10 protein-coding genes are annotated in these 12,471 nt (G+C 42.8%); 7 read left to right on the plus strand and 3 right to left on the minus strand.

The window, feature by feature from the left end; all coding sequences use genetic code 11:
- The first annotated feature begins 135 nt into the window (after window positions 1-135).
- From BLT94_RS15380 to BLT94_RS15410, 7 genes are all read left to right on the plus strand, one after another.
- Window positions 136-993: a menaquinone biosynthesis family protein gene (locus BLT94_RS15380; RefSeq protein WP_092235942.1), complete on the plus strand. Its 858-nt coding sequence runs from the start codon at window positions 136-138 to the stop codon at window positions 991-993.
- A gap of 19 nt (window positions 994-1,012) precedes the next feature.
- Entirely contained in the window at window positions 1,013-2,080 is a 1,068-nt protein-coding gene (gene tilS, locus BLT94_RS15385) for a tRNA lysidine(34) synthetase TilS (RefSeq protein WP_175530371.1), read from the plus strand.
- Window positions 2,081-2,276: 196 nt separating this feature from the next.
- Window positions 2,277-4,274, plus strand: coding sequence for an ATP-dependent zinc metalloprotease FtsH (gene ftsH, locus BLT94_RS15390; RefSeq protein ID WP_092235948.1), 1,998 nt, complete (start codon window positions 2,277-2,279; stop codon window positions 4,272-4,274).
- Between the two features lie 12 nt (window positions 4,275-4,286).
- Entirely contained in the window at window positions 4,287-5,153 is an 867-nt protein-coding gene (gene folP, locus BLT94_RS15395; RefSeq protein WP_092235952.1) for a dihydropteroate synthase, read from the plus strand.
- Window positions 5,146-6,096 (plus strand): CdaR family protein, encoded by a 951-nt coding sequence (locus BLT94_RS15400; protein WP_092235954.1) that lies wholly within the window; start codon window positions 5,146-5,148, stop codon window positions 6,094-6,096. Before folP ends, BLT94_RS15400 begins: the two co-directional genes overlap by 8 nt.
- 11 nt (window positions 6,097-6,107) lie before the next feature.
- Window positions 6,108-6,875, plus strand: a complete 768-nt coding sequence (locus tag BLT94_RS15405; protein WP_092235957.1) for a type III pantothenate kinase — start codon at window positions 6,108-6,110, stop codon at window positions 6,873-6,875.
- A gap of 253 nt (window positions 6,876-7,128) precedes the next feature.
- The gene (locus BLT94_RS15410; protein WP_092235958.1) at window positions 7,129-8,463 is read left to right on the plus strand and encodes an MATE family efflux transporter; all 1,335 of its coding nucleotides are present in this window, start codon (window positions 7,129-7,131) and stop codon (window positions 8,461-8,463) included.
- A gap of 29 nt (window positions 8,464-8,492) precedes the next feature.
- On the opposite strand, the gene BLT94_RS15415 is transcribed toward BLT94_RS15410, so the two are convergent.
- Genes BLT94_RS15415 through BLT94_RS15425 form a run of 3 tightly spaced genes read right to left on the minus strand, consistent with a single transcriptional unit; the run spans window position 8,493 to window position 12,430 of the window.
- Window positions 8,493-9,929 carry a methyl-accepting chemotaxis protein gene (locus BLT94_RS15415; RefSeq protein WP_092235960.1) on the minus strand — a complete coding sequence of 479 codons (1,437 nt, stop codon included), beginning with the start codon at window positions 9,927-9,929 and terminating at the stop codon, window positions 8,493-8,495.
- The gene (locus tag BLT94_RS15420) at window positions 9,926-10,858 is read right to left on the minus strand and encodes a hydrogenase small subunit (RefSeq protein WP_092235963.1); all 933 of its coding nucleotides are present in this window, start codon (window positions 10,856-10,858) and stop codon (window positions 9,926-9,928) included. The genes BLT94_RS15415 and BLT94_RS15420 overlap by 4 nt, the downstream gene beginning before the upstream one ends.
- A gap of 60 nt (window positions 10,859-10,918) precedes the next feature.
- Window positions 10,919-12,430 carry a nickel-dependent hydrogenase large subunit gene (locus BLT94_RS15425; protein ID WP_092235967.1) on the minus strand — a complete coding sequence of 504 codons (1,512 nt, stop codon included), beginning with the start codon at window positions 12,428-12,430 and terminating at the stop codon, window positions 10,919-10,921.
- Window positions 12,431-12,471 lie beyond the last annotated feature (41 nt).

A 12,471-nucleotide genomic window follows, 5' to 3' on the forward strand; every position in this document is an offset into this window, starting at 1 on the left:
CTATATACTCCTGATCTGCTGTTTTGATTCATCCCATGTCCAGAAACGATAATCATGGCAGAGATAAAAGTAAAGTTAGGTCAATATTAAAAATCAAATTGCTTTTATGGTGCTTGTTTTGATAATAAGAAAAGAATGAAACCAAACAAGACATACAGCCTGGCCTATTCAAGCTGTCCCAACGACACTTTTATTTTCAAGGCTATTGCCGGACAATTGATTGATCTTCAAGGATACGCATTTGACATCGTGCTTGAGGATGTGGAAACTTTGAACCAGAATGCAGCCAAAGGGGCATATGATATTACCAAACTGTCCTTTGCCGCATTTGGCAGCCTCATGGACAAATATGCCCTGCTGCGAACCGGGTCTGCCCTGGGCATGGGCTGCGGCCCGCTGATCATATCAAATCCCGGCAGGTCCCTGGATGATAAGGCCAGGCCCGTGATTGCCGTGCCCGGTCTTGGCACAACAGCTTACCATCTTTTCAAATTTTATATGGACGATCTCTTTAAGGGCCAAGACATGCAGGTCATGCCCATGCCTTTTGAAAAAGTCATGCCCGCAGTCATGGAAAACAAAGCTGATTTCGGGGTTATTATCCATGAAGGCAGGTTTGTTTATCAAAATATGGGGCTTGAATTAAAAGCAGACCTGGGTCAGTGGTGGGAAGATAAAACCTCCCTTCCCATCCCTCTTGGCTGTATTGCCGTCAAGCGAGACATGGACCCCAAGGTGGTCTGCACGATTCAACAACTGATTCGCCAAAGCATTGACCATGCTTTTTTAAATCCTGCCATGGCCTATGATTATATTAAAACTCATGCCCAGGAGCTGGATGAAGATGTGATCCAACAGCATATCGAACTTTATGTAAATGATTTTTCAAAAGATATTGGGAAAAACGGGGAAGCCGCCATCATAACCTTTTTTGAAAAAGCATGGGCATCAGGATTGATTGAAAACTCCAGGATGCCTTTGTTTGCATGCTGACGCAACCACCAGGATGTGTATGAAAAAAGAATTTATTGACATCATTGCAGAGACTGTTCATGAATTTAACCTGCTTGAACAGGAAGACAAGGTATTGGTTGCCGTATCAGGCGGCCCTGATTCCGTTGCCCTGGTGTTGTCGTTGCTGGCCGTTAAAAAAAAATACAGCTTAAATATCGGCATTGCCCATATGAATCACATGCTTCGAGAAGATGAATCTTTAGCAGACGAAATTTTTGTAAAAAGTTTTGCACACAATCTTGACCTGTTGTTTCATGGTGAGCAAACAGATGTAAAAAAGTATGCCAAACAGCATCGTCTATCAATTGAAGAGGCTGGCCGGGATGTCAGATACCGTTTTTTTGAACAAACAGCCAAACTTCATGGGTATACAAAAATTGCCACCGGTCACACCAAAGACGATAACGTTGAACTGGTATTGATGAACCTGCTAAGGGGAGCAGGCTCCAAAGGGCTTTCAGGAATCCCGGCCATACGCAACAACAGATATATCCGGCCCTTGATCCGGGTTTTAAAAATCCAGATCCTTGATTTTTTAACAGATAAAAAACAGGCTTACAGGGTTGATTCGTCCAATACGGATATGGCCTATTTAAGAAATAATATCCGCCACCGGTTGCTTCCCCGGCTCCAGTCGGAATACAATCCTGAAATCATTGATGCCCTTGACAGGCTGAGCCGGATATTAAGACAGGAAGAAGATTTTTGGGACATGGAAACCGACAGGCAGTTTAACAGGTGTTTGATCAAAACAGACAATCATGCTGTTGCCTTGTCAAAAAACTTAATGTCAGAGCTTCATCCGGCGATTTTAAACCGTGTCTTCAGAAAGGCAATATGGAAGGTTAAAAAAGATTTAAAGCGGATTTGTCTTGTCCATATAGAGGATATGATACATTTTTGCTTTGATCGTCCCTCGGGCATCAGCCTGGATTTGCCCGGTCAGATAAGGGTTTACAAAAACAAGGATAGCATTATAATCAAAAAAGAAGATAAACCCTTAAGGCAAATCGGAAACAAAGAGAAGCAATCAAGGCGAACAGCAAGGGAAAAACAAGGTCATTAAGGCTAAGATTTTTCTTGTATATTCATATTTCATGTTTAATATGTGCTTGTATACTTTGATTTATGTTTATGGATCAGGGTGTTTTTTAATGATAAAAACAGTTGTCGGTTAAGCGCAGGAACCTTGAAATCAAAACAGGCCGAACCGGCTTCTGAAAAATGATTGGGTTATTTAAGAATTAAGGAAAGGAAAAATCTTGAATCAATTTTATAAAAATATTTCCCTGTGGCTGGTGATTGTTCTGATGATGGTCATGCTTTACAATATTTTCAATCAGCAACAGACCGGGCAGGTGGAAGTTGGGTATTCAGAGTTCCTTGCAATGGTTGAAGACGGACGCGTCCAGAGTGTGGTGATCCAGGGCCGGGATTTATATCTGACCGATGGAAGCGGTGCCAGGTATAAAAGTTTTGCGCCGGACGATGGAGAACTGATCAGTTTTCTGCGTTCCAAAGGGGTTGCCATTAAAGCAAAACCACCGGCTGAGAACTCCTGGTTTATGTCAATTATCGTATCCTGGTTGCCCATGATTGTACTCATTGGTGTGTGGATCTTTTTTATGCGCCAGATGCAGGGGGGGGCAGGTGGCGGAAAAGCCATGTCCTTTGGAAAAAGCCGGGCAAGACTCATAGATGATAAGGGAGAAAAAGTCACCTTTGCCAATGTCCAGGGAATTGATGAGGCCAAAGAAGAATTGACCGAGGTTGTTGATTTTTTAAAAAACCCTTCAAAATATACAAGGCTTGGCGGACGGATTCCAAAAGGTGTTTTACTGGTTGGAAATCCAGGAACCGGAAAAACACTTTTATCAAGGGCTGTTGCAGGTGAGGCAGGGGTTCCCTTTTTTACCATCAGCGGGTCTGATTTTGTTGAAATGTTTGTGGGAGTTGGTGCTTCCAGGGTGAGGGATCTTTTTGCCCAGGGTAAAAAAAATGCTCCCTGTATTATATTCATAGATGAGATTGATGCGGTTGGACGCCAGAGAGGCGCAGGCCTGGGCGGAGGCCACGATGAAAGAGAACAGACCCTGAACCAGCTGCTGGTGGAAATGGACGGGTTTGAATCCAATGAAGGCGTTATTCTCATGGCAGCCACCAACAGGGCGGATGTTCTGGACCCGGCCCTGCTTCGTCCGGGGCGGTTTGACCGTCAGGTCGTGGTGGACATGCCTGATATTAAAGGCCGTGAAGGCATTTTAAGGGTTCACATGAAAAAAACCCCCCTGGACAATGATGTGGATCCGGTGATTCTGGCAAAAGGCACCCCTGGTTTTTCCGGTGCAGACCTTGAAAACCTTGTGAATGAAGCCGCACTCCTGGCTGCCAAACAGGACCATGAAAAACTGACCATGAAAGATTTTGAAGATTCAAAAGACAAGGTTTACATGGGTCTTGAAAGAAAATCCAAGGTCATCAAGGACGAAGACAAAAAAACAACTGCATATCATGAAGGCGGGCATGCCCTTGTGGCAAGGTTTTTGCCCAATACAGATGCCGTTAACAAGATTACCATTATTCCCAGGGGCAGGGCTGCCGGGGTTACCTGGTTTCTTCCTGAAGAAGGGGATTTTAAATATAAGGACCAGCTTGAAAATGAGCTTGCCATTGCCTTTGGCGGACGTGTGGCGGAAGATCTTATTTTTAAACGCATCAGTACGGGTGCATCCAATGATATCAAACAGGCCACAAAGCTTGCCAACAGCATGGTCAGAACATTTGGCATGAGTGATAATCTGGCCCCCCTGTCCTATGAGAATCATGATGACAATATTTTTATCGGTCGTGAAATGACCCAGGCCAAAGCCTACTCAGAAGAAACCGCCAGAAAAATTGATGCAGAGGTTTCCTTGATCATTGACAAGGCTTATAAAACTGCGAAAAAAGTCCTTGAAGAAAATATTGATATTCTCCACGCATTGACGGAACTGCTCATTGAAAAAGAAACTATTTTAGGGCCTGAGCTGGATAATATGATTGCCTCCATGCGGCCTGAGTTTGATTTTTTTGGCAAAAAAAATATTTATATCCAGCCGAAACAGCATATTGAGCCTGAAAATCAGGAGACCTCCGGGAAAGATGGCACGGACGGCATTGAGAGGGATGACGAAGCTGAAACATCTGATAATCAGGATTCTTCCAAAGCAGATGACAAGACTTCGGATGATACGGATGACACTGATAAACGTGAATCGTAGTAGGGGAGTATCATGAAGCCATTCACACTTGACTTTGACCGATTTCATCTCAAACTGGGTTCTGATACCTGTATTATGGGAATCTTAAATGCCACACCGGATTCTTTTTCCGACGGCGGTCGTTTCAACACTGTTGACAAAGCAGTAACTCAGGGCATCAAACTGGTTGAAGACGGGGCACATATCCTTGATATCGGCGGAGAATCAACAAGGCCATTTTCCGAGCCGGTATCGGAACAAGAAGAACTTGACCGGGTCATTCCGGTCATTGAAGCTTTGGCAAAACAAATTGACGTGCCTATTTCCATTGATACGGTGAAATCTGTTGTTGCCAAAGAGGCTCTGGATGCCGGAGCCGCCATAATCAATGATATCTCCGCATTTGAAAAAGACCCTGCCATGGCCGACCTTGCTGCCAGGCAAGGGGTTCCCGTGGTGCTGATGCACATGAAGGGAACCCCGGAAACCATGCAGGTGGACCCCAATTATGATGATTTGATGCTTGAAATAACGCGCTACCTTGAGTCAAGAGCGGCCCATGCCATGGAAAAAGGAATACAAAAGAAAAATATAATCCTTGATCCGGGCATTGGGTTTGGAAAAACCGTTGAACATAATCTGGTCATCCTCAACCATCTGGATAAGATTACGGCGTTGGGGTATCCTGTTCTCATGGGACCGTCCCGCAAGTCTTTTATTCAAAATATTTTGAGTCAAAAAGAAAAAGTACAGGTTGGCCCGGATAATATAAAGACCGAATATGGCACCCTGGCGGCTGTTGCAGCATCTATCCTGAAAGGGGCACACATTGTCAGAGTCCATGATGTTGAAAAAGTCAACTCTTTTACCCGTATTATAGATTCGATCAGGAATGCATAAGCAATCTTGCAACACGCGTGTTCTTTTTTTAATATCTGTTCTTTTTTTAATATCTGTTTTTTTTGATATTTCCGGCTGTACCACAGACCCGGTTCAGACTGATCTTCTATTGCCTGTGGATTTTTCCAATATACCTGACAATATGGTGCTGACCTACTTTCATACAGATAAAATAGAGATCAGAATCCAGGCTGACCCGAAATTGATCGAACGTATCAACAAGGAGAGTACACGCTACCCTGTGGATCTGTATACTGACCTTGAATTCGATCCGGCAGGTGATTCAGATTCCATTGAACCTGGAGTGTATTTGATTCCTGTTGAAAAAAAACGAATTCCCATGAACCCGGCCATAAAAATCCTGGCGATTAATCCCTCGTATTTAAGTGTTCAAATTGAAAAAAAAATAAAAAAAAAATTTACAATATCGGTCCCTTACACAGGAGAACCTGCCAAAGGGTATATGGCGCTGGATGCTGCCACAGAACCTGCCAGTGTGGAATTAACCGGTGCAGCTTCCTTGATTTTGTCGATTAAGGAATTAAAGACAAAACCCATTGATCTTAACAATGCCAAAGAAGATTTTAAAAAAAATATTCCTCTGGATCTGGACAATTCATCCATTATTTCTTCGTCAGATCCTATTATTATTGTTACCATTCCGATTCAGCAGCAGCTGGTTTCAAAATCAATTGAAAACATACCTGTCCAGGTATGGAATTGTACATCCAGAGTAACTATTGAGCCGTCTTTTATAACGATTCGGGTTAAGGGTCCATTTGAAACTTTAAATAATATCGAAATTATGGGTCAAATACATTCGTTTATTGACCTTAAGAACTTAAAACCAGGGGTATATGCCCGGCATGCATATATTAACATACCGGTTGGCCTGGTGATGACAGATGCGGTTCCACATGTGTTTACAGTAAAAATAGAATAAAGGAGAAAGCAATGCTTCTTGTGATTGACGTAGGAAATACAAATACCGTTATCGGTGTTTATGACGGTGAGAATCTCAAGCATGACTGGAGGATTCGAACCGTAAGGGATGCAACCGCAGATGAATTCAATGTCCTGGCCAACGCACTTTTTTCAGATAAGGGTGTGAATCGCACCAAAATTGAAAAAATTGTTATTTCCTCGGTTGTTCCGTCCGCCGTTCCTATCCTGAATGCATTTTGTGAAAGGTATTTGGGTTTAACACCTGTATGGATAAATCCTGATTCCGTAAAAAAACTTATGCCTATTCTTTATAATAACCCCAACGAAGTCGGGGCGGATCGGATCGTCAATGCCGTGGCTGCCTATAACAAATATAAGACAGCTCTCATTATTATTGATTTCGGGACTGCCACCACATTTGATATTATTTCCGAGCAAGGAGAATATCTTGGCGGCGCAATTGTACCTGGGGTTATGATCTCTGCCGATGCCCTTTTTCAGAAAGCGTCCAGATTGCCCAGGGTGGAAATATTCAAGGCCCCTGAAAAGGTAATTGGCAAGGACACCATTGACAGTATTAAATCCGGTATAATTCACGGTAATGCATCAATGGTGGACGGAATGGTTGAAAGAATGACCAAAGAAATGTCGTCCACCCCCCTGGTTCTTGCCACGGGAGGCCTGGCACCCTTGATATCAGGATTATCCAAAACCATTGAAAAAGTAGAACAATCTCTCACCCTGGAGGGGTTGAGAATTATCAGTCATGAAATTTAAATCTATTTAACCAATCTGATTTAACCAATCTGATTGATAAGAGAAAAAAACAAAATAAAACTTCCAGTGGACGATGGACTTTCAACTGGAAGTTTTATTCAACTGCTTGACCTGTAAATCCAACTCAATTAAAGTGTATCGGTGAAATCTAAACCCTTGAAAATTATTGGACAGATCAGCGGCATGAATCGCGAAAAATGGTGCCTTGAGCATGAATGACAAACAAGCATTGAAGCTGTTTGAGAATTAGACCATGCTTCAAAATGAAATAAAAAAAATTCTTGTTTTGTCTCTGCCCATTGTTGTGGGTCAGGTAGGGCAATTGTTAATGTCGGTTGTGGACAACGTCATGGTGGGAAAATTAGGTGTCCAGGCTCTTGCTGCTGCATCCATTGCAAATGCCATGTTTATATTGATTATGGTTGTCGGATTCGGACTGACCGTGGCGGTCACCCCCTTAACCGCAATGGCATACGGTGCAGGCAATGACAAACAATGCGGTGTTATCTTAAGACAGGGCCTTATTGTGAATGTTTTTTTTGGTATTCTGCTTTGCGGTGTCACCATTCTTCTATCAGAATTTATTCAGTTTTTAAATCAGCCAAAAGAAATTGTGGGTCCGGCATCTCTTTACATGAAAGTGCTGGGCGGTTCCATGATACCGTTAATGCTGTTTCAAAGCTATCGGCAATTTGCCGAAGGGGTGAGCTATCTGAAACCCGCCATGTTTATCACTTTGTTAGCCAATATTGTGAATATCCTGGCAAACTGGATCTTTATATACGGCCATCTTGGCATGCCGTCCCTTGGCCTTACAGGTGCAGGTATTGCCACCATCAGTTCCAGAACATTCATGGCGATTGTGCTGATGGTTGTCATCAGAAAATCTTCGAAAATGAAGAGGTTTGACCCCACCTTGAATTACAGGAAAATTGATTTTTCCATGATGCGGCGGCTTCTGGCCATAGGTATTCCGGCAGGATTCCAGTATTTTTTTGAAGTCAGTGCATTTACGGCCTCATCAATCATGATCGGCTGGATGGGAACGGTTGAACTCGCGGCCCACCAGATTGCATTGAATCTTGCCTCCATTTCATTCATGATTGCCATGGGCATATCTTCTGCCGCCACAATCCGGGTAAGCAATGCTGTGGGACAAAAAAATATTCACGCAACACGGATCGCAGGATTTTCAGCTACACTGTTGTGTGCCGTTTTTATGGCATCAGCCGGATTGATTTTTATATTATTCCGCTTTTTTTTGCCCACTCTCTATATTTCCGAAAAAGAGGTCATTGATATCAGTGCAGCATTGTTGGTGATTGTTGCTTTTTTCCAGATTTCCGACGGGACCCAGGCGGTGGGGCTTGGTATTTTACGCGGTATAACCGACATGAAAATACCCACACTGATCACCCTTGTTGCTTACTGGGTGATAGGGCTTCCTTCAGGGTATTTTCTGGCATTTACATGCAATATGGGTATATATGGCGTCTGGTACGGCCTTCTCATCAGTTTGACTGCATCTGCATTTTTTATGATGATCCGGTTTAATGCAAAAAGCAAACAAATCATCCGCATATTTTAACATTTTTGCAGTTTCATTAATGCTGTTTTTTATTTCAAATTTGCTTCCCTGAAAACAGATTCTCCTCTTATTAATTTGATCAGGCTGTCAACATCTTGACTTAACTTTTTAAACTGTAATTCCATTTCACTGGAAACCGAAGATGCCTTGTTTGAATCCCCCAAATTATTTTGAGTCACCTTTCCAAGTTCAGTGACGGCAATGGACAATTGAGAAATATCAGCGGATTGATCTTTTGATGCACAAGCAATTTGATTTATCAAAGCAACAGCTTCTCCGGTCTTTTTTTCCGAAGTGCCAAATGATTCCCCTGCTTTTTGTGCAAACTCAACCCCTTTGGATACCCTGGAATTAGACCCTTTGATCAGCACATTAATCGTATTGGCTGCCTTTGAAGACCGTAACGCCAGATTTCTGACTTCATCCGCCACCACGGCAAAACCCGCACCGGCCTCACCTGCCCTGGCTGCTTCAACAGCGGCATTGAGCGCAAGCAGATTTGTTTGAAAAGCTATTTCATCTATGAGCTTGAGAGTCGATGCAGTTTCTTTGTTGGCTTCTTCAATTTTTTTCATGGCATTGTTCAGGCCGTCCATGGTTTGATTTGAGTCAATCATGACCTGGCTTGTTTCACTCATTATATTATCAGCCAAGGCTGCATTTTCAGTATTCATATGCGTCATTTCAGCCAGTTTTTTCAAAGATGCCGAGGTTTGTTCCAGTGAGGATGCCTGGAGAGATGCATTTTTAGATAAAGATTCACTGCTTGAAGCTGTCATATGGGAGGCTTCACCAACACTTTTTGCACTGGTGCTTAAGTTGTTAATGATGCTATTAATGGGATTGCTGACCATTTTGCGCATCACTAAAAATATGATAATACTGACAATAAACAGGAGAATCAAAGATCCACCGGCAGTAAAATATTTCAGACGGTCAATAACATTGTTGAGTGAATCCAGATTATATGTAAGAGACAATACCCCTCCGATATCTCCGTTTTTCCAGGTAGGATGACACCGGATACAATCGGGAACCACCCATTGCGGGGCATATACAGTAAGCCTTGAGTCGGTTTGAAAGATAAGCTGTTCTGTTTTGGAGCGATCAATCTGATCAAGCAGTTCAGAAGACAACCGTGTTTCATTGGCAATATTATTTGAAGATAAGTTTATGTCGCCTTGTTTATCATACAGGTTAACTCCAAGCACCCCTTTTATCTCTTTTTGATGATGCAACAGTTTTTGAAAATTTTTCATCTGCCCTCTTTCAAGAGAGCCCTTTACGCCATCTTCAAATGCATTAAAAAGTGTTTGAACCGAATCAGTATATGTGAGACGCATTTGCCTTTCAACAAATCCATTCAGCAATAAAACAGTTATAATAAGGGAAATAAAAAGAACAAAAAGTACGACAAAGAGAACTCTGTGAGTTACCGAGAGATGAGAAAAGAATTTCTGATTCATTTATTATCCTCCGAATTTTTTATCATCGCCTGTTCAAATGATCTGTAAAATGGAAAATTCTTTTTTGATGCAAACTGAGATGAGGCACAGCCTATACAGGGTGCATTTGCATCAATGCACCAGGTTTGTCCACCGTTCCACCAACGTGTCGGACAATCGGCATAGGTGTCGGGACCAAGGCAGCCCAACTTGAATAAACATCCTTTATCACCAAGTTTTTCGGCAAAGATCTCCTGTTGAAAATCATGATATCTTGGACAAAGCTCATGGACTTTGCGCTGAAAAAATAATTTGGGCCGGCCATTGATTAACTCCGGCAACCCTACCTGTGCAAGGTGAATGATGGTTTTCCATACCCAGTCAGGATGAACCGGGCATCCCGGAATATCAATCAGCAAAGGGTTAATGCCTTTTCGTTTATAAAATTCTTTGAGACTGACGGCATCGGTTAAATTTCCTTCGGCAGCAGGAATACCGCCATGTACAGCGCATGTGCCGACTGCTACGGCACCGTTCATGGTTTTTGCAGCCGCCGTCAAATAATCGGCAAACGGCTTGTCTCCTATCACACAAGCTTCGGGCATTGCCCAGGGGATGGCTCCTTCCACTGCAAGAAAATATTCTCCGGCATTGCCTGAAATGTATTCTTCAATGAGTTTCAAAGCCTGTTTGCCTGATGCGGCAGACAGATCAGCATGAAACGAAAGTTTTGAATATTGGGTCACCATGGAAACCGCATCAGGAGATTCTGCCTGCAGCAAGGAAATAGAACAGCCGGTGCATGACTGGCCCTGTAAGTAAATAAGTTGGGGAGTATTTGCAGGAGTGATCTTTTTCAAGGCCGCATTAACAATTCCGGGGAAGTTGGAAATACCAAAGGAGGCACTTAAACATGCAGCCATTTTCAGAAATTCTCGTCTATCTATCATAAATTTGTCCTCAACGAAAAATTAAAAAGTTTCAGCCTGTTGTAATTATCTGTCTGGTTATTAATGTACGGCACAGGCTAAGCACGGATCAAAAGAATGTACAATTCTGTTGGCCTCAATCTGTTCATCAGGATTCTCAACCCGGGTTCCGATCAAAGCCGACTCAAGCGCTCCGGGCTGATCATTATCATCTTTGGGCGAACAGTTCCATGTGGTTGGAACAACGCACTCATATTTTTCTATTTTGTAATCTTTAACTTTAATATAATGGAGAAGGGCACCCCGTGAAGCTTCTGTGGCACCAAATCCTTCACCTGATTTTGGAAGATTATATTGGGCCATGTGTTGTCCTTTAAGATCAATACGCTCCGTCTCCTCCAGCAGAAAATCAGCAATAACTGCGGCAGATATAGCACGGCACAGATGTCTTCCCAGTACTGAGTTCAGGTTTTCGGCCTTGATGCCCGCCAAACCGGCAAATTTATCCACCAATTGTTTGATTTCCGGGTTGTTGTTTTGATGATAATCCACCAATATCCTGGCTGCCGGGCCGACCTCCACCATTTTTTCCTGATATCTTGGTGCTTTAACCCATGAATATGCTCCTGTTTTATGGGAGGATGGGGTTAATTCCCCATTTCTTACCTTTAAGCCTGAAGGGGATGAATATTTGGAATATTTTACATCTTCCTGAATGGCATCAAAGTCAACACGGGCAAAATTGTCTTGAAACAAGACGCCTGGCGCAAACAATCGTTTGCTGTCCAATTGCGGCCCAAGGGGCAGCAGTCCATATGACAGAAAACCGCCCCGGCTTTTTCCGATATTCCAGTAATCGGGAAATTCTTTGGCAACAGCCAGTATGTCTGGGATATATTTTTGATGGATAAAATTTCGAACTTCAAAAATTAATGACCTGTATGATGCAATATTGTCAATAGTTGGAGACTGGGTGCATCCGCCTGGAAAGATGGCAGTGGCATGTGGAAATTTGCCGCCGAAAATAGCTGAGGCCCTGTTGGCCTTTTTTTGGATTTCAAGCGATTCAATATAATGTTTCAAAGCCCCTATGTTTACTTGTGCATCGGAAAGATAGCGCCCTGACAGTCTTGGCAAAAAGGGTGCTGCCGGAAAAGCTGTTTTTGAATTAAGTTCTGTTTTTACCCAATCCCTGAGAACTGTAAGGTCGGAATCCGATCCTTTATATTCAAGGATTGCCGTAACATCTACAAAATCCAATGCAGACAATTGATAAAAGTGCAACAAATAATCATACAGATGGTTTGCTCCTTGTATCAGGTTGTGCAAAATACGGCCGTTTGGCGGTACGTTAAGATTATATGCAGATTCCTGAGCATAAGAGGATGCTACAGCATGTGCATAGCAGCAGACACCACAGATTCTTTGAGTGATTTGCTGTGCATCCAGGGGATCCCGGCCCCGGAGAAATGCTTCAAAGCCTCTGAACATTTCTCCCATGCTTTTTGCCTCTGTAATAACATTATTTTCAACCGTTGTATGGATACTCAGATGACCTTCCAACCGGGTTACCGGACCAATATCTACTTTCATGGAACTCCTTATTTATTAAATAACCATAAATAAAATTATGC

It is taken from the genome of Desulfobacula phenolica, assembly GCF_900105645.1.
GTDB classification, from domain to species: Bacteria; Desulfobacterota; Desulfobacteria; order Desulfobacterales; family Desulfobacteraceae; genus Desulfobacula; species Desulfobacula toluolica.